Source organism: Streptomyces sp. NPDC012835 (genome assembly GCF_042900885.1).
Lineage (GTDB): Bacteria > Actinomycetota > Actinomycetes > Streptomycetales > Streptomycetaceae > Streptomyces.
This window is the reverse complement of record NZ_JBIBBW010000002.1, coordinates 1133168-1153862: the sequence shown is the minus strand read 5'-3', so window position 1 is coordinate 1153862 and position 20695 is coordinate 1133168. Positions and strand designations below refer to the sequence as shown.

Below are 20695 nucleotides of genomic sequence, written 5' to 3'. Positions count from 1 at the left end.
CGACGGGCGGTCGGGGGCGGCCGGCCGACGGTGACCGGCCCCCGCGCCCACGGGCGGTCGGCCGAGCGCGCGGAAAGATCGGGCTGACTGTCGGAGGTGGCGGGTAGGCTCGAACGCAAGATGACAGAGGACCTCTCCCCAGCCGAGCGCTACGCCGCTGCCCGGATCCGCGCCGCCGACCAGGCCACGGCCCTCGCGCCGTTCCGCGAGATGTACGACTTCGCTCTCGACCCGTTCCAGATCGAGGCGTGCCGGGCCCTGGAGTCGGGCAAGGGCGTGCTCGTGGCCGCGCCCACCGGCTCCGGCAAGACGATCGTCGGCGAGTTCGCCGTGCACCTGGCCCTCGCCGAAGGCCGCAAATGCTTCTACACCACCCCCATCAAGGCGCTCTCCAACCAGAAGTACACCGATCTGGCCAAGCGCTACGGCGCGGACAAGGTCGGCCTGCTGACCGGTGACAACAGCGTGAACGCGGACGCTCCGGTGGTCGTCATGACCACCGAGGTCCTGCGGAACATGCTCTACGCCTCCTCGCAGTCGCTCCTGGGGCTCGGCTATGTGGTGATGGACGAGGTGCACTACCTCTCCGACCGCTTCCGGGGCGCCGTCTGGGAAGAGGTGATCATCCATCTCCCCGAGTCGGTCACCCTGGTCTCGCTCTCGGCGACCGTCTCCAACGCCGAGGAGTTCGGCGACTGGCTGGACACCGTCAGGGGAGACACCGAAGTGATCGTCTCCGAGCACCGGCCCGTGCCCCTGTGGCAGCACGTGATGGCCGGGCGGCGGATGTACGACCTGTTCGAGGAGGAGACCGACCACGGCGGCCGGGGAGTCGGCAAGCGGGAGGTCAGCCCCGATCTCGTCCGGCTCGCCCGGATGGAGAACCAGCGCACGTACAACCCGCGCGAGCGCCGCCGCGGCAAGATGGTCCGCGAGGCGGACCGGGAGCGCGAGCGGCGCCAGCGCGGCCGGATCTGGACGCCCGCCAGGCCCGAGGTCATCGAGCGCCTCGACGCCGAGGGGCTGCTCCCCGCCATCACCTTCATCTTCAGCCGGGCCGGCTGCGAGGCCGCCGTGCAGCAGTGCATGTACGCGGGACTGCGGCTCAACAACGAGGACGCGCGCCACCGCGTCCGCGAGATCGTGGAGGAGCGCACCGCCTCCATCCCCGGTGAGGACCTCCATGTCCTCGGCTACTACGAGTGGCTGGAGGGGCTGGAGCGGGGCGTCGCCGCGCACCACGCCGGGATGCTGCCGACCTTCAAGGAGGTCGTGGAGGAGCTGTTCGTCCGCGGCCTGGTCAAGGCGGTCTTCGCCACCGAGACGCTGGCGCTCGGCATCAACATGCCCGCCAGGTCCGTGGTCCTGGAGAAGCTCGTCAAGTGGAACGGCGAGACGCACGCCGACATCACCCCCGGCGAGTACACCCAGCTGACCGGCCGGGCGGGACGCCGGGGCATCGACGTCGAGGGCCACGCCGTGGTGCTCTGGCAGCGCGGCATGGACCCCGGCGCGCTGGCGGGACTGGCCGGGACCCGGACGTATCCGCTGCGCTCCAGCTTCCGGCCCTCGTACAACATGGCCGTCAATCTCGTGCAGCAGTTCGGCAGCCATCGTTCGCGGGAGCTGTTGGAGACCTCCTTCGCCCAGTTCCAGGCCGACCGGTCGGTCGTCGGGATCTCCCGTCAGGTCCAGCGCAACGAGGAGGGCCTCGACGGCTACCGCGAGGGCATGACCTGTCATCTCGGAGACTTCGAGGAGTACGCGCGGCTGCGCCGCGATCTCAAGGACCGCGAGACGGAGCTGGCCAAACAGGGCGCGGCCCAGCGCAGGGCGGCAGCCGCCGCGTCGCTGGAGAAGCTCAAGGCGGGCGATGTCATCCATGTGCCGACCGGCAAGTTCGCCGGCCTCGCGCTGGTGCTCGAACCGGGGCTGCCGGCCGGGCGCGCCAATGGACACCGCGGCTTCGAGTACCAGGAAGGCCCGCGTCCGCTGGTGCTGACCGCCGAGCGCCAGGTCAAGCGGCTGGCCTCGATGGACTTCCCGGTCCCGGTGGAGGCCCTGGAGCGGATGCGCATCCCCAAGTCGTTCAACGCGCGCTCGCCGCAGTCCCGGCGCGATCTGGCCTCCGCGCTGCGCACCAAGGCCGGCCACATCGTGCCCGATCGGCACCGCAAGCAGCGGGCCGCGGCGGCCGACGACCGGGAGATCGCCCGGCTCCGCGCGGATCTGCGCGCGCACCCCTGCCACGGCTGCGACGAGCGGGAGGACCACGCCCGCTGGGCCGAGCGCTACCACCGGCTCCAGCGGGACACCCGGCAGCTGGAGCGCCGGATCGAGGGCAGGACGAACACGATCGCCCGCACCTTCGACCGGATCGTCGCCCTCCTCACCGAGCTGGACTACCTGCGCGGCGACGAGGTCACCCGGCACGGCAAGCGGCTGGCCCGCCTCTACGGCGAGCTGGATCTGCTGGCGAGCGAGTGCCTGCGCGAGGGAGTCTGGGAAGGGCTCTCACCGGCCGAACTGGCCGCCTGCGTCTCGGCGCTGGTGTACGAGGCGCGGCAGGCCGATGACGCGGTGGCGCCCAAGGTGCCCTCGGGCGCGGCGGCGAAGGCGCTGGGCGAGATGGTCCGTATCTGGGGCCGGCTCGACGCCCTGGAGGAGGACCTGAAGATCAGCCAGACGGAGGGCGTCGGACAGCGCGAGCCCGACGTCGGCTTCGCCTGGCCGGTCCACATGTGGGCCTCCGGCAAGGGGCTCGACGAGGTGCTGCGCGAGGCGGAGATGCCGGCGGGGGACTTCGTGCGCTGGTGCAAGCAGGTCATCGACGTGCTCGGCCAGATCGCCGCCGCGGCCCCGCGCGAGAACAGCACGGTCGCGAAGAACGCCCGCAAGGCGGTCGACGAGGTGCTGCGCGGAGTGGTGGCCTACAGCTCGGTCGGCTGACGGCCCGGCGAAGTCGCCCACGGGAGCGGCCGGCGCGAGAAGATCGCGCCGGCCGCTCCCGTCCTCAGCGGCCGGTCCCCGAGGCGGGGACGGACCGGGTCACATCTTCGGCATCAGGACGGTGTCGATGATGTAGACGGTCGCGTTGGCGGTGGGCACGTTGCCGCAGACGACCTTGGCGGAGTCGTTCACGGTGTACGACTCGCCCGAGCCCGCGGTGGTGAGCGTGCTCTTCTCCAGGGTCGGGAAAGTGCCGCTGTCCAGCGTCTTGGGGGCCAGCTTCTCGCCCACGACGTGGTACGTGAGGATCTTCGTCAGGGTCTCCTTGTCGGCGAGGACCTTGTCCAGGTCGGCCTTCGGGATCTTGGCGAACGCCTCGTTGGTCGGCGCGAAGACCGTGACGTCCTTGGCGTTGTTCAGGGTGTCCACCAGGCCGGCCTTCTTCACCGCGGTGACCAGCGTGGACAGGTCGGGGTTGTTGGAGGCGGCGGTCGCGACCGGGTCCTTCGACATGCCGTCGAAGCTGCCCGCGCCGGTCTTCGGCACCGAGGCACAGGCCGTACCGAAGGGCTGGTCGCCGGTGCCGGCCGCGTCGTCGGTGGTCGCCGACTCCTTGGGAGCGGCGGCGGTCGCCGAGTCCTTGCTGTCCTTGCCGTCGTCACCGGAGCAGGCGGTGAGGGCCAGCGGCAGCACGGCGGCGCCCACGAGGGCGATGGCGGCACGCTGGAAACGGGTGGCGATCATGTCGTATCTCCTTGGAAGTCATGCGCGGACTGTTCCGCACACGGGGGGTGTTCATGGCTTGTGTGCTGGTCTGTGGGGCGTGCTCCGGCATGGGGGTGCCGTGGTGGGAGCACGGTGTCGCGGAAGGTGACGGCGCCGGCCCGGTCAGGTCACGGCGACCACCACCGAGTGCCAGCCGGTCGCGCCGTCGGGTACGGTCCCGACGCGCTCGGAGGTCTGGGTGTGGCCGTCCCGGTCGGTGGCCCTGACCTCCAGGGTGTGGTTGCCGCTGGTCGCGGGCCACTCCCACACCCACTGGCGCCAGGTGTCCCTGGTGTCCTCGGCCGCGAGCTTCGCCGGGTGCCAGTCGCCGCCGTCGACCCGGACCTCCACCCGGGCGATGCCCCGGTGCTGGGCCCAGGCGACCCCGGCGACCGGGACCCTGCCCGGCTTGGGGGAGGCGAACGGCCGGGGCGTGTCGATCCGCGACTCGGTCTTGATCGGAGCCTCCTTGGACCAATCGCGCTTCACCCAGTACGCGTCGTACTCGGCGAACGTGGTGATCTCCAGGTCCTGGAGCCACTTGCAGGCCGAGACGTAGCCGTACAGGCCGGGCACCAGCATCCGTACCGGAAAGCCGTGGTCGAAGGGGAGCGGTTCCCCGTTCATCCCCAGCGCCAGCATGGCGTCGCGCCCGTCCATCACCGTCTCCACCGGTGATCCGATGGTCATCCCGTCGACCGAGCGCGCCACTATCTGGTCGGCCGGACCGCCCCGGGACGGGGGCCGTACCCCGGCCTCGCGCAGCAGGTCGGCCAACCGGACGCCGATCCAGCGGGCATTGCCCACATAGGGACCGCCGACCTCGTTGGACACACAGGTCAGGGTGATGTCGCGCTCGATCAACTCCCGCCGGAGCAGATCGTCATAACCGAACGTCAGTGGACGGGCGACGCCCTTGCCGTGGATCCTCAGCCGCCATGCGGTGGCATCGACCCGGGGCACCACCAGCGCGGTGTCCACCCGGTAGAAGTCCTTGTTGGACGTCGTGAAGGAGGACAGGCCCCGGATTCCGAGGTCCGCGCCCGCCGGCACCGCACGGGCCGGTGAGGCGGGCTTCGGGAGTACGGCACCGGCCCGCGACGCGACGGCGTCGGCCGCCCCCGACGCGTTGAGCCGGCGCCCGAGGACGCCCGCTCCGGCCGACGCCGCCACGGCGGCCGTCGCGGCGATCACAAAGCCGCGCCGGTCGAAGGTTCCGTCCCCGTCCGCGACGGCAGCGGATCGAGGACGGGGCGAGAGCCTGCCGGCCAGCGTGTACAGCACCGCCGAGGCCACCAGAGCGCCCACGACCGAAGGCAGTGCGTCGAGGAGACCGCCGTCGGGCCGGCTCACCGCCGCCACCGCTCCGATCGCGCCGAAGACCAGGACCGCCGCCGAGCCCGACAACCGGTGGCGCGGCGCGGCCACTCCGACCGCCATGGCGAAGAGCGCCAGGAGGGCCAGGATGCCGAGCTGGAGCACCAGCTTGTCGTCGGTCCCGAAGTTCCGTACGGCGAAGTCCTTCAGAGCGGGCGGGGTGAGGTCGATGACCGCACCGCCGACCACCGTGACCGGACTCGATTCGGGCCGTACGGCCGACGCGACCAGCTCCGCGACGCCCAGCGCCGTGAACCCCGTGATCAGCCCGCTCAGCGCGCCGCAGCCGCCGCGCAGCAGTCGGGCCGGCCAGTCACGGGGACGGGCCTGCGGGGCCGGAACTTCTCGGTCTTCGCTCACACCGGCCATTCGGCGCCGCCCGCCGAACGGATTGGTCGGCCACCCGAACGAAGTAAAAAACGTACCGCGCGCAGAAAGATCGCACCGCCGACCAATCCCCCGGACCCGTTGGTCCGAATGCACTACCGAACGCACCGCAGAGGGGCCGGGCCCCGGTGATCCGGACGGACAAGGGAGTGGCGATGAGCGGCGAACGCCCGCGTACGGCCGTGGTGGGCAGCGGAGTGGCGGGACTGACCGCCGCCTATGTGCTCCGGCGCGCACACGACGTGACGCTGTACGAGGCCGACGACCGGCTCGGCGGCCACGCCCACACCCACGACGTACCGTCCGCCGACGGGCGGGTGCACCGCGTCGACTCCGGGTTCATCGTGCACAACAGGCGCACCTACCCCCATCTGCTCAGACTCTTCGAGGAGTTGGGGGTCGCCACCCAGGAATCCGAGATGAGCATGTCCGTACGGTGCGACGGCTGCGGCCTCGAATACGCCGGGGCACGCGGCCCCGCCGGACTCTTCGCCCGGCCGCGCAACGCGCTCGGCCCGCGCTATCTGCGGCTGCTCACCGAGGTGCCGGTCTTCCACCGGCGCGCCCGCGCCCTCCTCGCGACGGCCGCGGCCGAGGACGGCGGCCGCCCGGAGCGGACCCTCGGCGAGTTCCTCGCCGAGGGCGCCTTCTCCCCGTACTTCACCTCGCACTTCATGACCCCGGTCGTCTCGGCGGTCTGGTCCTGCGACGCGCGGACCGCGATGCGCTACCCGGCCCGCTACCTCTTCCGCTTCATGGCGCACCACGGCATGCTCGCCATCGGCGGCTCCCCGGTCTGGCGCACCGTCAGCGGCGGTTCGCGCGCGTATGTGGAGCAGGTCGGCAAACACCTGGACACCGTGCGCACCAACACCCCGGTGCGAGCCGTGCGCCGCCTCACGGACGGGGTCGAGATCGTCACCGACGACGCCGCCCCCCGGCGCTACGACGCGGTGGTCGTCGCCGTCCACCCCGACCAGGCGCTGCGGATGCTCGCCGACGCCACCGACGACGAGCGCCGCGTCCTCGGCGCGTTCCGCTACTCCCGCAACCCCACCCAGCTGCACACCGATACGAGCGTGCTGCCCCGCGCCAGGAACGCCCGCGCGTCCTGGAATTTTTCGATGCCGTCCTGCGACGCGGGCGCCGACGCCGTACGGGTCAGCTACGACATGAACCGGCTCCAGCGGCTCGACGCACCCGAGACCCACGTCGTCACCCTCAACGGCGCCGACCTGGTGGACCCGGAGCGTGTCATCGCTCGCATGGTCTACGAACACCCCGTCTACACCCCCGAGTCCGTCGCCGCCCAGCACGAACTGCCCGCCCTCAGCGGCCCCGTGACCGCCTTCGCGGGCGCCTACCACGGCTGGGGTTTCCACGAGGACGGCTGCCGTTCCGGCGTCGAAGCGGCGGCGGCCCTGGGGGTGACGTGGTGAGCACCACCGCCCGGCCGGCGACCACCGTCCCCGCCCTCTACACCTGCCTCGTCGGCCATGTCAGGACCGCGCCGACCCGCTACACCCTGCGCCACCGCACCTACATGTGGCTGATCGACCCCGACCGGCCGCCGCGGCTGCCCCGCCCGCTGCGCCCGCTCGCCCGGTTCGACGCCCGGGACCACTTCGGCGGCACGCGGCCGACCATCCGCGCCGGCCTGGAGGAGTTCCTCGCCGCCCGGGGGATCGATCTGGCCGACGGGCGGGTGACGATGCTCGCCCACGCCCGGGTCTTCGGCCATGTCTTCAACCCGCTCACCCTCTTCTGGTGCCACGGGTCCGACGGCCGGCAGCTGTGCGTCGTCGCCGAGGTCCACAACACCTACGGCGAGCGGCACTGCTATCTGCTGCGGCCCGACGGGAGCGGACGGGCCACGGTGGACAAGGAGTTCTACGTCTCCCCGTTCTTCCCCGTCGACGGCGCCTACCGGATGCGGCTGCCGGAGCCGGGGGAGCGGCTGAGCCTCACGGTCCGGCTGGAGCGGGACGGGGGGCGGCCCTTCACCGCGACCGTACGGGGCGAGCGCCGCCTCGCCACCACCGGAGCCCTGGTCCGCACCGCCCTGCGGCACCCCTGGCCGACCGCCCTCGTCTCCCTCGGCATCCGTCTGCACGGCATCCGGCTCCTGCTGCGCCGGCTGCCCGTACGTCCCCGTCCCCACCACAGCCCGCAGGAAGGTGTGAAGTGAGCGTGTCCGTGTCCCCTCTGTCCCCGGAGTCCCACCGGACTCCCGAGTCGCCGGCCCCGGCGGCGGCCACCGCGCGGCCCACCGCCGTGGACGAGCGGCGCTGGCCCGACGTGGCGCGTCAGCCTCCCGCCTCATGGCTCCGTACAGCCGTCGCCGAGCGGGTCGTCCGGCACGCCCTGGCCCGGCTGCCGCTGCGCGTACGCCTCGCCGGCGGCGAGACCGTCGGCCTCGGCGGCCCGCTGATGGAGGTCCGCGATCCGAAGGCGTTCTTCCGCCGGATCGGCGCGGGCGGGCTCATCGGCTTCGGCGAGTCCTACATGGCCGGTGAGTGGGAGGCCCGCGACCTGGTCGGTGTGCTGACCGTGCTCGCCGAACGCGCGGCGACCCTGATCCCCGGGCCGCTCCAGAAGCTGCGCGGCGTCTGGGCGCCGAAGCGGCCCACCGCCCAGCGCAACACCCCCGAGGGGTCGCGCGACAACATCAGCCGCCACTACGACCTGTCGAACGACCTGTTCACGCTCTTCCTCGACGAGACGCTCACCTACTCCTCGGCCCTCTTCCGCGGCTTTCCCGCCGACCGCTCCCTGCTCGCCGCCGCCCAGCACCGCAAGATCGACCGGCTGCTGGACGAGGCCGGGGCCGGTCCCGGTACCGAACTGCTGGAGATCGGCACCGGCTGGGGCGAACTGGCCCTGCGCGCCGCCGCGCGCGGCGCCCGGGTCCTCACCGTCACGCTCTCGCGGGAACAGCGCGACCTGGCCCGCGAGCGGATCGCCGCAGCGGGTTACGCCGACCGGGTCCGGGTCGAACTGTGCGACTACCGCGCGGTGGAGGGTTCCTTCGACGCCATCGTCAGCGTCGAGATGATCGAGGCCGTCGGAGCCGAGTTCTGGCAGGAGTACTTCGGCACGCTGGACCGGCTGCTGGCGCCCGGCGGCCGGATCGCCCTCCAGGCGATCACCATGCCGCACGACCGGATGCTCGCCTCCGAGGACACCTTCACCTGGATCCAGAAGTACGTCTTCCCCGGCGGTTTCCTGCCCTCCGTCGAGGCCATCGAGCGGATCACCGCCGCGCACACGGCGCTGCGCGTCGCCGCCCGGGACGGCTTCGGACCGCACTACGCCGAGACGCTTCGGCTGTGGCGCGAGACCTTCACCGAACGGGCCGAGCAGGTGGACGCGCTCGGCTTTGACGCCGTCTTCCGCCGGCTGTGGACCTTCTACCTCGCCTACTCCGAAGCGGGTTTCCGCTCCGGCTATCTCGATGTGCAGCAGATGCTGCTGACCAAGGAGACCTCCCGGTGAACGGCTTCCCGTGGGCGGCGTTCGGCCAGGGGATCGGCGCCGCCGCTGTGGCCGCGCTCGCCGTCATGCTCGTGACGTTCGCCATCGCCGTCGCCCGGGGGCTCCACCGGATCGTCGACATCGCCTGGGGCATCGCCTTCACCGCGGTCGCGCTCGTCTCGTACGCCGTCTCGGCGGGCGAGGGCGACGAAGCGCGGCGGCTGCTGGTCACCGTCCTGACCGCCGTGTGGGGGGTGCGGCTGGCCGGTCATATCGCGGCGCGCGGACGCGGCCACGGCGAGGACGCGCGGTACGAGGCGATGCTCGCCAAGGCCCCCGGCCACCGGAACCTGTACGCCCTGCGCATGGTCTACCTGCTCCAGGGAGCGCTGGTGGTGCTGGTCTCGCTGCCCGTCCAGGCGGCGCAGTACGCCAGGGGACCGCTCGGTCCCCTGGCGTACGCGGGCTGCGCGCTGTGGCTGGTCGGACTGTTCTTCGAGGCGGTCGGTGACCGCCAGCTCGCCCGGTTCAAGGCCGACCCCGCCAACCGGGGCCGGGTCATGGACCGGGGGCTGTGGAGCTGGACGCGCCACCCCAACTACTTCGGTGACTTCTGTGTCTGGTGGGGGCTGTTCCTGATCGTCTGCGACGCCCCGGCGGCAGCGGCGGCGACCGTCGTGAGCCCGCTGGTGATGAGCTTCCTGCTGATCAACGGCAGCGGAAAGCGGCTGCTGGAACGGCACATGGCCGACCGGCCGGGCTTCGCCGAGTACACCGCCCGGACCAGCGGCTTCTTCCCGCTGCCGCCGAAGCGGAGCGAGTGCGGGGAGGGGCGCTAGCCGCCTTCGAGGCCACGGGCGCGCGCGAAGCGTGCCCGGCCCTCCGCGAGGTCCACGACCGGGTCCGGATAGTCCAGCCGGGCCCGGTCCCGCTCGTCCAGCTGCCAGGGCCGGTGCACCGAGGAGCCGGGCACCCCGGCCAGCTCGGGCACCCAGCGCCTGACGTAGTCACCGCGCGGATCGAAGCGCTTGGCCTGGATCAGCGGGTTGAGGACCCGGTTGGGCCGGGTGTCCGTGCCGGTGCCCGCGCACCACTGCCAGTTGAGCTGGTTGTTGGCGAGATCGCCGTCCACCAGCAGATCCAGGAAGTGACGCGCCCCCACCCGCCAGTCCACGTACAGGGTCTTCGTGAGGAAGCTCGCCACCAGCAGCCGGCCCCGGTTGTGCATCCAGCCCTCGTGCAGCAGCTGGCGCATGGCCGCGTCGACGACCGGATATCCGGTGCGTCCCTCGCGCCAGGCGGTGATCTCCTTGTCGTCCGTACGCCACCGGTCGCCGTGCGTGCGGTAGTCCGACCACGCGGCCCGCGGCCGGGCCGCGAGCACCTGGTGGTGGAAGTCCCGCCAGGCCAGCTGCCGTACGAACGCCTCGGCGCCCGCCCCGCCCCTGCGCCGCGCCCGGCGCACCAGCTCCGCCGCCGAGAGGCAGCCGAAGTGGAGGTACGGGGAGAGCCGGGAGGTGGCGTCGCCCGCCAGGTCGTCGTGGCGCTCCTCGTACGATTCCATCCCGCCCGCCGACCACGCGGCGAACCGTTCGCGGGCCACGGCCTCCCCGCCGCGGGCGAGTCCGGGGGAGACCCCCTGGACCGCGCTCCGCTCCGGCAGCGGCTCCCCGGTGATCCCGTCGGGCACGCGGATGGTCCTGGGCGCGGCGCCCACCGCGCGGGTGCCCGTCTCCTCCCAGCGGCGGAAGTACGGCGTGAACACCGCGAAGTGGTCCTTGCCCGCCGGGGCGAGCTGTCCCGGCGGCACCGCTGTGACCACCGCGTCGTGCGCGACCAGGCTCGCCCCCGCCCGCTCCAGCTCCGCCCGCAGCCGCTCCTCCCGGCGCGTCGCGTATCCGCTCACCCCGGCGGCCACATGGACCCACCGGGCACCGCTCTCGCGGACCACCCGGCAGACCTGTTCGACGGGGTCGCCGCCGCGGACCACCAGCCGGCCACCGCGCTCACGCAGCGCGGCGTCCAGGGAGGCGAGGCAGTCGGCGAGGAAGGCCCGGCGGTTGGGCGCGTCGAAGCCCGCGGCGGCGATGCCGGGGTCGGCGACGAACAGCGGGACGACCTCGTCGGCACCGGCCAGCGCGGCGCGCAGCGCCGGCTGGTCGTGCACCCGCAGATCGGAGGTGAACAACACCACCGCTGTGCTCATGGCGACGCTCCCATCAGGCGTTCGGGAAGTCCATCAGGGCCAGTGGGTCGGAGGTGGGCTGTTTCGAGCCACCGGCCGGTTCCACTGTGATACCCATTCCGGACGCGTCCTTCACGGAACCTTCCATCAGCACCGACGCGGAGCCGCCGGCCGGGTCCATCAGCCCGGCGGCGCGCATGGTGCCGCCGTCGTTGTACCAGAGCTCGTACACCTTGCCGCTGGGCGGTTCCGGCATCCCCGACGCGATGAACGCGGCCTTGTCCCGGCCGCGGGAGATCACGACCGTGCCCGTCGCGCCGTCGGTCAGCCTGCCCGTGACGACCTTGGCGTCCGGGGCGGCCAGCACCTCGGCCAGCTCCTGCGAGTGGAGCCGCGACGCCTCCGCGCGGTGCCGCGCGTCCCGCGCCTCCTGGTGCTGCCACACCGCGACGCCGCCGAACCCGACGGCGCCGGCCAGGCACGCGGCGAGCGCGAAGCGGGAGAGCGAGCGGCTCCGGGCGGCCCCGCCCGGGCGGGACCGGGGCGCCACCTTCGGCGGGTCCTGCCGCTCGGTGGCGATACGCCGCAGCACCTGCTCCTTCAGGGCGGGCGGCGGCGTCACGGCCACGGCTCCGGCGAGCCTGGCGGCCGTGGCGGCCAGTTCGCGCACCTCCAGGGCGCACGGTTCGCACGCCTCCAGGTGGCGTTCGAACTCGGCGCGTTCCTGCGGCGCCAGCGCGTGCAGCGCGTACGCACCGGTCAACGTGTGCAGATCGGCGACGGTCATGCGTTCACCCCCAGGCAGTCACGCAGCCGGATCAGACCGTCGCGCAATCGGGTCTTGACCGTACCCAGCGGGACCGCGAGCAGCTCGGCGACCTCCCGGTAGGCGAGGCCCTGGTAGTACGCCAGGTTCACCGACTGGCGCTGGAGTTCGGTGAGCGCGCGCAGACAGCGGCGCACCTGCTCACGTTCGAGACTCGCCTCGACCTGTTCGGTGACCTCGTCGTAGGCCGGGGTGCGCTCCAGCAGGGCGGCCCGCTGCTCGCGGTCGCTGGACGCCTGGGCGGAGCGCACCCGGTCCACCGCCCGGCGGTGGGCGAGGGTGAGCACCCAGGTCATGACGCTGCCGCGGCTCGGCTGGAAGCGGGCGGCGGTACGCCACACCTCCAGCAGCACCTCCTGCGCCACCTCCTCCGACTGGGCCGGGTCGCGCAGCACGGAGCGCACCAGCCCCAGGACGGGCCCGCAGACCTGGTCGTACACGCGGGAGAAGGCGTCCTGGTCCCCTCTGGCCACCTGGACCAGCAAATCCTGTATATCGGGCCCCGCCGAGGCGGGCCCCCCGATCTGTACGGCTTCTTTCACGCGGCTTTCCTCCGGTACGGACACAGGTGCGACGGGCCGGTCGCGCCGGTGGGCGCGTCACCCGGCCGGGCTTCACCGGGGATTCGGAGCCGGTGCCCACGTGGATTGGTCCGGGCGGGAGGGAGGGGCCGGCCGGGCGCTCATGGGTACGGCCGATGTTCGCACGGAGGTCCGACAGCCGCCGGACGCGCGAGCAGCCGCCGTACGGACCCGTGCGCTCCGGCACCCCGCCACGGGCACGCCGAAAAGGCCACCCGCACGCCGGAACACGTACGCATGGCCTTCAAGGATCCGCTGGACGCAGGTCGGCGGAGCGGCTACGGGGCCGGCTGCTCCTGCTCCCGCTCCACCTGCTCGTTCCACTCGCGCTTGACGGCCCGCCACGCCTCGTCGCTCTGGCCGAGCCGCCAGTACCCCGAGATCGACAGCCGCTCGCGCGGCACGCCGCGCTCCAGCCGCAGATGGCGGCGCAGCTCCTTCACGAAGCCGGCCTCGCCGTGGACGAACGCCTGGACGTCACCGGCCGGGAAGTCCAGCTCGCGGACCGCGGCGACCAGCGCCTCCCCCACCGGACGGTCCCCTCGGTGCAGCCAGGTGACCCCGGTCCCGTCCGGAACGGTGATCTTCTGTTCCTCGGCGGGACCCGAGATCTCCACGAAGGCGTGCACGACGGCGCCCGCCGGCATCCGCTCCAGCGAGGCGGCGATCGCCGGCAGGGCGCTCTCGTCACCGACCAGCAGATGCCAGTCCGCCGTCGCCTCCGGGACGTAGAGACCGCCCGGGCCCAGGAGCCGTACCGTCTCGCCCACCTGGGCGCGCGCCGCCCACGGGCCCGCGAGTCCCTGGTCCCCGTGCACGACGAAGTCGATGGCCAGCTCCAGCGTGGCCGGGTCCCAGCTCCGCACCGTGTACGTACGGTTGGCGGGCCACTGCTCGCGCGGGAACTCGGCGCGGATGCGGTCCATGTCGAAGGGCTCGGGGTAGGTCACGCCCTCGGCGTCGAACAGCACCTTCACGTAGTGGTCGCTGAACTCACCGGCCCGGACGGCGGCCAGCCCCTCACCGCCGAGGACGACGCGCACCATGTGCGGAGTGATCCACTCGGTGCGCAGGACTTGTCCCTCATGGACTTTCGGCGACGTACGGGCCGGCTTCTCCGCCATGGTGGTCTCCCTCGACTGGCATGAGCTTAGGTATGCCTAAGTTAACACTCAGTGGTGGAGAGTGGCGAGCAGCCGCTGCAATGAGCCGCCCAGCCCCCAGCGGACGGCGAGCGCGTCGAGCAGCGCCGGGTCGCGCGGCTCCGAGGGCAGGACGGGGTCGAACTCCGGCAGCGGGACGTCCCCGGCGACCCGGACGACCTTCGGGGCGACCGCCAGATACTCCCGCGCGCCGTCGAGCCGGCCCCGCTGTGTCGGGGTGAGCTTCGAGCGCGGGTCGTCCACCGCCGCCATGATCCCGGCCAGATCGCCGTACGCGGTGATCAGCTTGGCCGCCGTCTTCTCCCCGATGCCGGGCACTCCCGGCAGCCCGTCGCTCGGGTCGCCGCGCAGCAGGGCCAGATCCACATAGCCGGAGCCGTCGACCCCGTACTTCTCGCGCAGCAGCGCCTCGTCCGTCACCCGGAGCGTCCCGACCCCCTTCACGGGATAGAGCACCCGCACCTCCCGGGCGTCGTCGACCAGCTGGTACAGATCGCGGTCGCCGGTGACGATGTCCACCGGACCGCGCGCCCGCCCGGCGAGCGTGCCGATCACATCGTCCGCCTCGTACCCCGCCACGCCGACCCGGGCGACGCCCAGCGCGTCGAGCACCGCCTCGATGACCGGGACCTGCGGGGCCAGGGTGTCTGGGGTGTCCTCCTCGTCGGGGGCCCCGGTGTGCTCAGCGGCCACGCGATGGGCCTTGTAGGAGGGGATCAGCTCCACCCGCCAGGCGGGCCGCCAGTCGGCGTCCATGCACGCCACCAGCTGGTCGGGGCGGTGGTCCTGGACCAGCCGCGCGATGAAGTCGAGCAGACCGCGCACCGCGTTGACCGGGGTGCCGTCCGGGGCCTTCACGGAGTCGGGGACCCCGAAGTAGGCGCGGTAGTAGAGGGAAGCGCTGTCGAGGAGCATCAGGCGAGGCGTCACATCTCCGATCATGCCCCGCCCCACCGACAATTCCGGCCGCCGGGCGCCTCGGGTGTCCCGCCCGGCCTCCGTGGTCACGAACGGTGACCGGCCCATAGCCGAAAGAGGCTAACGAGCCAAGATGACCGTCAGTTGATGTGATCTGAATCACTCATTTGTTTGGCTTGTGTAAGTGGGGGCAGGCGCGGACCCGGAGCGAACCAGGTTGCAAGTTCAAGTAGTGCAGCCGGTGAGCGGGCCGACTCCGCTCGCTCCACGGCCCGCCCGCGGGGGTTGCGGGCCGTATTCCGTTCAACGCGTGAGGTGTATGTGTCCAGGCTGCAAGCCGAACACCTGTACAAGGTCTTCGGCAGACGACCAGACGAAGCCGTGACGAAGCTCAAGAACGGTACGGACCGTGACGAGCTGCGCGCCGACGGTACGACCGCCGCGGTGATCGACGCCTCGTTCACGGTCGAGCCCGGCCAGATATTCGTCGTGATGGGCCTGTCGGGATCCGGTAAGTCCACGCTGCTGCGCATGCTCAACGGACTGCTGGAGCCCACGGCGGGACAGGTCCTGTTCGACGGGCAGGACCTCACCGCGCTGAGCCCGCAGGATCTGCGGGCGGTCCGCTCCACCAAGATCAGCATGGTCTTCCAGCACTTCGCGCTCTTCCCGCACCGCAGCGTGCTGGAGAACGCGGGATACGGACTCGAAGTACAGGGAGTGCCCCGCGAGGAGCGCGACCGGCGCGCCGCTGAGGCGCTGGAGCTGACGGGCCTGGGCGGCTGGGAGTCGTCCTGGCCCGACGAGCTGTCCGGCGGTATGCAGCAGCGCGTCGGTCTGGCCCGCGCGCTCGCCACCGACGCCGACCTGCTGCTGATGGACGAGTCCTTCAGCGCGCTCGACCCGCTGATCCGCCGCGACATGCAGGACCAGCTGCTCCAGCTCCAAAAACGGCTCAAGAAGACCATCGTGTTCATCACCCACGACCTCAACGAGGCCATGCGCCTCGGTGACCGGATCGCGGTCATGCGCGACGGCGAGATCGTCCAGCTGGGCAGCGCCGAGGACATCCTCGTCACCCCGGCCAACGACTACGTCGCCTCCTTCACCCAGGACGTCGACCGCTCCCGGGTGCTCACCGCGGGCGCGATCATGGCCGACACGGACACCGTCATCGGCACCCGTACGGACGACGGCAAGGAACTGCGCACCGCGCGGGACGTCATCGACGCGGCCCCCGCCACCGTGCCCGAGTCCACCCCGATCATCGAGCTGTTCACGCCGTGCTCCACCAGCGGCGTCGCGGTCGCGGTCGTCGACGACGAGGGCGAACTCGTCGGAGTCGTGCCGCGCGCCCGGCTGCTCGCCGTGCTCGGCGAACCGATGACCCCCACCGACGCTCCCGCCGCCACCCCGGCCGCGGCGGACAAGGCGGTCGCACGTGCCTAGGCTCCATCTCGGCGACTGGGTCGACAGCGCTGTCGACTTCCTCCAGAACCACCTGTCCTGGCTGTTCGACTTCATCGGCTCGATCGTCTCCGGCATGTACGACGGCATCAACGCGGTGCTGTCGGCCCCGGAACCCCTGCTGCTCGCGGGCATCCTCGCCGTGCTCGCCTGGTGGCTGCGCAGCCTGTCCGCCGGCGCGCTCACCTTCGTCGGATTCGCCCTCATCGACTCGATCGAGTTGTGGGGCGAGGCGATGGAGACCCTGTCGCTGGTGCTTGTCGCGACCATCATCGTGCTGGTCATCGCGATGCCGCTCGGTATCTGGGCGGCGCGCTCCAAGACGGTCAGCTCGCTGGTCCGGCCGGTGCTCGACCTGATGCAGACCATGCCCGCCATGGTCTATCTGATCCCCGGCGTGGTCTTCTTCGGTATCGGTGTGGTCCCGGGCATCGTCGCCACGATCATCTTCGCCCTGCCGCCCGGCGTCCGGATGACCGAACTCGGTATCCGCCAGGTCGACGGCGAGCTGGTCGAGGCCGCGGAGGCGTTCGGCACCACCCCGCGCAACACCCTGCTGCGGGTCCAGCTGCCGCTGGCCCTTCAGACGATCATGGCCGGGATCAACCAGGTCATCATGCTGGGCCTGTCCATGGTGGTCATCGCCGGCATGGTCGGCGGCGGCGGCCTCGGTGGCGCCGTGTACCGCGCGCTGGGCAACATCGACATCGGCCTCGGTTTCGAGGCGGGCCTCTCCGTGGTCATCCTGGCCGTGTTCCTCGACCGGATCACCGGTTCGCTCAGCCTCCAGGTCTCCCCGGTCGGCCGCCGCGCGCTGAACAAGGCCAAGGAACTGGCCGGCGGCGCGAAGATCTGGAACCACCGCCCGCAGCCCGTCGTCGCGATCGCCGGTGTGGTCGTCCTCGCGCTCGTCGCGGGCGGCATCGGCCTCTTCGGCGGCTCGTCGTCCTCCACCACCGCCGACGCCGACAACGTCGGCAAGGGCCAGAAGATCAGCATGGGGTACATCCCCTGGGACGAGGGCATCGCCTCCACCTTCCTCTGGAAGGAGCTGCTGGAGCAGCGCGGTTACGAGGTCGACGCCCGGCAGTACGAGGCCGGCTCGCTCTACACCGGTCAGGCCGGCGGTCAGATCGACATCCAGACCGACTCCTGGCTGCCGGTCACCCACGCCTCGTACTGGGCCAAGTACAAGGACAAGCTGGAGGACATGGGGGCCTGGTACGACAAGACCTCCCTGGAGATCTCCGTCCCCTCGTACGTGAAGGGCGTCAAGTCCCTCGCCGACCTCAAGGGCAAGAGCTCCACCTTCAAGGGCCGGATCATCGGCATCGAGCCCAGCGCCGGTGAGATGGGCCTGCTCAAGGACAAGGTCCTCAAGGCGTACGGCCTCGACAGCGAGTACAAGCTCGTCGACGGCTCCACCACCGGCATGCTCGCGGAGCTGAAGCGCGCGTACGCCAAGAAGGAGCCCGTCGCGGTCGTGCTCTGGTCGCCGCACTGGGCGTACGACAGCTACGACCTGACCAAGCTCGCCGACCCGAAGAAGGCGTTCGGCGCGGAGAGCGACGGGGTGCACACCCTGGCGCGCAAGGGCTTCACCGAGGACAACCCGCGGGTCGCCTCGTGGCTGAAGAACTTCAAGATGAGCGAGGCACAGCTCACCAGCCTCGAAGGCAAGATCCAGTCGGCCCAGAAGGGCCAGGAGCAGAGCGCCGTGCGCGACTGGCTCAAGGACAACCCCGGGGTCGCCGAGAAGTGGACCCCCGTCGGTGACGGTGCCGCCGCCAAGACCGCGGACGGCAAGGACGAGCGGCAGCGCGCGGTGGAGATCGGCTGGTTCCCCTGGGAGGAGGACATCGCCGCCACCTACCTGTGGAAGGCGGTCCTCCAGGAGCGCGGCTACAAGGTCAACCTGAAGCAGTTCGAACTCGGGCCGATGTACACCGCGATGTCGCGGGGCCAGGTCGACGTCCAGTTCGACGCCTGGCTGCCCAACGCGCAGAAGCGCTACTGGGACAAGTACAAGAACGACCTGACGCAGCTCGGCTCCTGGTACGGGCCGACCACGCGTGAGGTGGCCGTCCCCTCGTACATGAAGGGCGTCGACTCGCTCGCCGACCTCAAGGGGCGCGGCGACGAGTTCAAGGGCCGGATCGTCGGCATCGAGCCCGGCACCGAGGAGATGAACGTCCTCAAGGAGGACGTGCTGCCCGGTTACGGTCTCGACAAGGAGTACACGGTCGTCGACAGCTCCACGCCGGCCATGCTCGCCGAGCTGAAGCGCGCGTACGCCAAGAAGGAGCCGATCGCGGTCGCGCTGTGGACCCCGCACTGGGCCTACAACGAATTCGAGCTGACCAAGCTGAAGGACCCGCAGAAGGCGTTCGGCGACGGAGACCGGCTCACCACGGTCGCGCACAAGGACTTCCCGGAGAACTACCCGCAGCTGACCAAGTGGTTCAAGGACTTCAAGCTGAGCGAGGACCAGCTCGGCAGCCTGGAGAACGAGATCCAGAAGGCCGGCACCGGGCACGAGGAAGAGGCTGTCAAGACCTGGATGGATGACAATCCGGGCATGGCGGACAAGATGGCTCCGCTGTAGCCGGTAACGCGCGCGGCACCTGATCCGCGCGCGGAAGCACCCGCGCACCAGGGGTGGGTGTCGCCCGATCGGGCGACACCCACCCCTTCGGCGTGTTTCCCTTCCGCCCCGGCCGCGCGCATCATGGAGGACAGCTCTTGTGCGGGCGTCAACTCTGAGAGGATGACGATCCGGTCGGGAGGGAGCCAGTCATGGACGACAAGGAAGCGCTCAGGGTGGGCGCGGCCGTCCGCAGGCGGCGCAGGTCCCTGGGGATGACTCTGGCGGCGGTGGCCGCCCGCAGCGGACTGTCCGTACCCTTTCTCAGCCAGATCGAGAACGAGCGCGCCAGGCCCAGCGTCCGGTCCCTGGAGCGGGTCGCCGACGCCCTGGAGACGACCCCCGCGCAGTTGCACGCCGCCGCCGACTCGGCACGCACCGTCGATGTCGTACGGGCCGCCGACCCCGGCCCCGGGGTCCGCCGGGTGGTGCGCGGCGGGCACCAGCTGAACGCCAAGGAGTTCACCGGCGAGCAGGACACCGGCCGGGAGTACCAGCACCGCAACGACGAGATCATGTACATCGCCGACGGCGCCGCCGAGGTCGAGGCGGAGGGCCGCGCGTACCGGCTGGAGCGCGGCGACACGCTGTATCTCTCCGGCGGGGTACGCCACCGGTGGCGCGCGACCGAGCCCGGCACCCGCATCCTGGTCGTCGCCGTGGCCGAGCACATCGACGCGACCGTCGATCCCCGGCGCTGAGACGCCCCGCCGCCCGGCACGGGCGGCGGCTCACGCGGCAGGGGCGGCGGGCGGAGCCGGCGCGGCGGGCAGCGTCCCGCCGAGCACGCCGCGCGCCGTGCACCACGCGGCCACCGCCCAGGCCGTCACCAGGGCCGCGAACAGCCCCGCCGCCAGCCACTCCAGCGCCACCAGCCCGGTCCGCCCCGCCAGACCGGCCGCGCCCGTCACACACGTACCGACCGGGAACGTGAACGCCCACCACGTCATCGTGAACCGCATCCCGCGCCGGGCGGCCCGCACCACCAGCGCCGCCGCCAGCACCAGCCAGAACAGCGCGAACCCCATCACCGGCACCCCGTACAGCAGGGCGAGGACGTCGAGCGCCCGCGCGGGCGAAGCGCCCACGGCGGCGGGAGCGGCCCCGGCCAGCTGGTGGAGCGCGGTGGTCGACTGCCCCAGCGGGCCGAGGACCAGGAACAGCAGCGGGGTCGTCCCGAGCGGCGGCGGGCCGTGCAGCAGCAGCCGGGCGAGGATCAGCGGCAGCACCGTCAGCGTGGCGAGCAGGCTCACCCCGAACAGTCCGTAACAGCCGAACAGCAGGGCCGCCCGCCACTGGCCCGCCGGCAGATACGGCACCAGCGGCGGCCCTGCCGCCGCCGAGACCATGGGCGCCACCAGCGGCAGCAGCCAGGCGGGGGAGACGTCCGCCGGCGCCGGGCGGTGGCGTACGACCATCAGGTACGGGATCGTCACCGCGAGCGCCAGCCCCAGCAGCGTGCCCGCGCCGAACAGCGTCGCGTCCACGGCGACCGCCACCCGCTCGCCCAGCACCTCACGCCCCACGGCGAGCGTCGCGCTCCCCACGGCCGTCAGCGCCATCGCCAGGCATCCGAAGAAGGGCGCCACGGCCGGATCGAGGAGATGGGCGCCGGCCCGGTCGCGGTGGTGCAGCCAGTGACCCGCGCGGGCGGCGAGCAGGAACACCAGCAGCAGCGCCGACAGCGCCCACATCACCACGCACCCGGCCGCCAGCCCCGGCATCCCGCCCGCCGGCCCAGGCGCCCCGGCCCGCAGCCCGGCCCCCGCGACGGCGACGACCGCCGTGCCCATCACCGTCGCGTACCAGTTCGGTCCGAGATGCCGCAGCGCGGGCAGCCGACCACCGGAGTCTCCCCGCGCGCGGACCGGGGCGGCAGGAGCGGCGGGGTGCGCGTCGGAGCGCGCGAGAAGGGCCATACGACCACTCTGGTCCTCGGACAGGGCGCCCACCAGGCCC

The 20695-nt window shown here is 71.9% G+C and carries 16 protein-coding genes; 8 read left to right on the top strand and 8 right to left on the bottom strand.

The window, feature by feature from the left end; translation table 11 throughout:
• Positions 1-120 precede the first annotated feature (120 nt).
• Positions 121-2949 (top strand): DEAD/DEAH box helicase, encoded by a 2829-nt coding sequence (locus tag ACFY6S_RS12525; protein WP_388826352.1) that lies wholly within the window; start codon positions 121-123, stop codon positions 2947-2949.
• A gap of 99 nt (positions 2950-3048) precedes the next feature.
• On the opposite strand, the gene ACFY6S_RS12520 is transcribed toward ACFY6S_RS12525, so the two are convergent.
• Together ACFY6S_RS12520 and ACFY6S_RS12515 are read right to left on the bottom strand one after the other, a co-directional pair.
• Positions 3049-3693, bottom strand: a complete 645-nt coding sequence (locus tag ACFY6S_RS12520) for a fasciclin domain-containing protein (protein WP_388826349.1) — start codon at positions 3691-3693, stop codon at positions 3049-3051.
• A 144-nt stretch (positions 3694-3837) separates the two neighbouring features.
• The gene (locus ACFY6S_RS12515) at positions 3838-5460 is read right to left on the bottom strand and encodes a molybdopterin-dependent oxidoreductase (protein WP_388826346.1); all 1623 of its coding nucleotides are present in this window, start codon (positions 5458-5460) and stop codon (positions 3838-3840) included.
• Between the two features lie 173 nt (positions 5461-5633).
• Between ACFY6S_RS12515 and ACFY6S_RS12510 the strand changes: the two genes are divergently transcribed.
• From ACFY6S_RS12510 to ACFY6S_RS12495, 4 genes are all read left to right on the top strand, one after another.
• Complete coding sequence (locus ACFY6S_RS12510; protein ID WP_388826343.1) at positions 5634-6917, top strand: NAD(P)/FAD-dependent oxidoreductase; 1284 nt, start codon at positions 5634-5636, stop codon at positions 6915-6917.
• Positions 6914-7666, top strand: coding sequence for a DUF1365 domain-containing protein (locus ACFY6S_RS12505; RefSeq protein WP_388826340.1), 753 nt, complete (start codon positions 6914-6916; stop codon positions 7664-7666). Before ACFY6S_RS12510 ends, ACFY6S_RS12505 begins: the two co-directional genes overlap by 4 nt.
• 86 nt (positions 7667-7752) lie before the next feature.
• A complete protein-coding gene (locus ACFY6S_RS12500; protein WP_388826832.1) occupies positions 7753-8973 on the top strand; it encodes a class I SAM-dependent methyltransferase in 1221 nt (406 codons plus the stop codon).
• Positions 8970-9791, top strand: coding sequence for a DUF1295 domain-containing protein (locus ACFY6S_RS12495; RefSeq protein ID WP_388826337.1), 822 nt, complete (start codon positions 8970-8972; stop codon positions 9789-9791). Before ACFY6S_RS12500 ends, ACFY6S_RS12495 begins: the two co-directional genes overlap by 4 nt.
• Here the strand turns inward: ACFY6S_RS12495 and ACFY6S_RS12490 are convergent.
• The 5 genes from ACFY6S_RS12490 to ACFY6S_RS12470 all read right to left on the bottom strand — a co-directional run bounded on the left by ACFY6S_RS12490 (position 9788) and on the right by ACFY6S_RS12470 (position 14622).
• Positions 9788-11158 (bottom strand): cryptochrome/photolyase family protein, encoded by a 1371-nt coding sequence (locus ACFY6S_RS12490; protein WP_388826334.1) that lies wholly within the window; start codon positions 11156-11158, stop codon positions 9788-9790. The genes ACFY6S_RS12495 and ACFY6S_RS12490 overlap by 4 nt on opposite strands.
• 13 nt (positions 11159-11171) lie before the next feature.
• On the bottom strand, positions 11172-11924 hold the full coding sequence (locus tag ACFY6S_RS12485) for an anti-sigma factor domain-containing protein (protein ID WP_388826331.1): 753 nt from the start codon (positions 11922-11924) through the stop codon (positions 11172-11174).
• On the bottom strand, positions 11921-12505 hold the full coding sequence (locus tag ACFY6S_RS12480) for a sigma-70 family RNA polymerase sigma factor (protein WP_388826328.1): 585 nt from the start codon (positions 12503-12505) through the stop codon (positions 11921-11923). Before ACFY6S_RS12480 ends, ACFY6S_RS12485 begins: the two co-directional genes overlap by 4 nt.
• Positions 12506-12822: 317 nt before the next feature.
• Complete coding sequence (locus ACFY6S_RS12475; RefSeq protein ID WP_388826325.1) at positions 12823-13668, bottom strand: siderophore-interacting protein; 846 nt, start codon at positions 13666-13668, stop codon at positions 12823-12825.
• 48 nt (positions 13669-13716) lie between these two features.
• Positions 13717-14622: a 5'-3' exonuclease H3TH domain-containing protein gene (locus tag ACFY6S_RS12470; protein ID WP_388826829.1), complete on the bottom strand. Its 906-nt coding sequence runs from the start codon at positions 14620-14622 to the stop codon at positions 13717-13719.
• 333 nt (positions 14623-14955) lie between these two features.
• On the opposite strand from ACFY6S_RS12470, the gene ACFY6S_RS12465 reads away from it, so the two are divergent.
• The 3 genes from ACFY6S_RS12465 to ACFY6S_RS12455 all read left to right on the top strand — a co-directional run bounded on the left by ACFY6S_RS12465 (position 14956) and on the right by ACFY6S_RS12455 (position 19437).
• Positions 14956-16074, top strand: coding sequence for a glycine betaine/L-proline ABC transporter ATP-binding protein (locus ACFY6S_RS12465; RefSeq protein ID WP_388826826.1), 1119 nt, complete (start codon positions 14956-14958; stop codon positions 16072-16074).
• Positions 16067-18697, top strand: a complete 2631-nt coding sequence (locus ACFY6S_RS12460; protein ID WP_388826322.1) for an ABC transporter permease/substrate binding protein — start codon at positions 16067-16069, stop codon at positions 18695-18697. Before ACFY6S_RS12465 ends, ACFY6S_RS12460 begins: the two co-directional genes overlap by 8 nt.
• A gap of 191 nt (positions 18698-18888) precedes the next feature.
• Entirely contained in the window at positions 18889-19437 is a 549-nt protein-coding gene (locus tag ACFY6S_RS12455) for a helix-turn-helix domain-containing protein (protein WP_388826319.1), read from the top strand.
• 30 nt (positions 19438-19467) lie between these two features.
• On the opposite strand, the gene ACFY6S_RS12450 is transcribed toward ACFY6S_RS12455, so the two are convergent.
• Positions 19468-20655 carry a TDT family transporter gene (locus tag ACFY6S_RS12450; protein ID WP_388826316.1) on the bottom strand — a complete coding sequence of 396 codons (1188 nt, stop codon included), beginning with the start codon at positions 20653-20655 and terminating at the stop codon, positions 19468-19470.
• Positions 20656-20695: the final 40 nt, after the last annotated feature.

Coding starts and splice junctions, on each gene's coding strand:
- ACFY6S_RS12525 (WP_388826352.1), top strand. CDS start 121: ATGACAGAGGACCTCTCCCCAGCCGAGCGCTACGCCGCTGCCCGGATC.
- ACFY6S_RS12520 (WP_388826349.1), bottom strand. CDS start 3,693: ATGATCGCCACCCGTTTCCAGCGTGCCGCCATCGCCCTCGTGGGCGCC.
- ACFY6S_RS12515 (WP_388826346.1), bottom strand. CDS start 5,460: ATGGCCGGTGTGAGCGAAGACCGAGAAGTTCCGGCCCCGCAGGCCCGT.
- ACFY6S_RS12510 (WP_388826343.1), top strand. CDS start 5,634: ATGAGCGGCGAACGCCCGCGTACGGCCGTGGTGGGCAGCGGAGTGGCG.
- ACFY6S_RS12490 (WP_388826334.1), bottom strand. CDS start 11,158: ATGAGCACAGCGGTGGTGTTGTTCACCTCCGATCTGCGGGTGCACGAC.
- ACFY6S_RS12485 (WP_388826331.1), bottom strand. CDS start 11,924: ATGACCGTCGCCGATCTGCACACGTTGACCGGTGCGTACGCGCTGCAC.
- ACFY6S_RS12475 (WP_388826325.1), bottom strand. CDS start 13,668: ATGGCGGAGAAGCCGGCCCGTACGTCGCCGAAAGTCCATGAGGGACAA.
- ACFY6S_RS12470 (WP_388826829.1), bottom strand. CDS start 14,622: ATGCTCCTCGACAGCGCTTCCCTCTACTACCGCGCCTACTTCGGGGTC.
- ACFY6S_RS12455 (WP_388826319.1), top strand. CDS start 18,889: ATGGACGACAAGGAAGCGCTCAGGGTGGGCGCGGCCGTCCGCAGGCGG.
- ACFY6S_RS12450 (WP_388826316.1), bottom strand. CDS start 20,655: ATGGCCCTTCTCGCGCGCTCCGACGCGCACCCCGCCGCTCCTGCCGCC.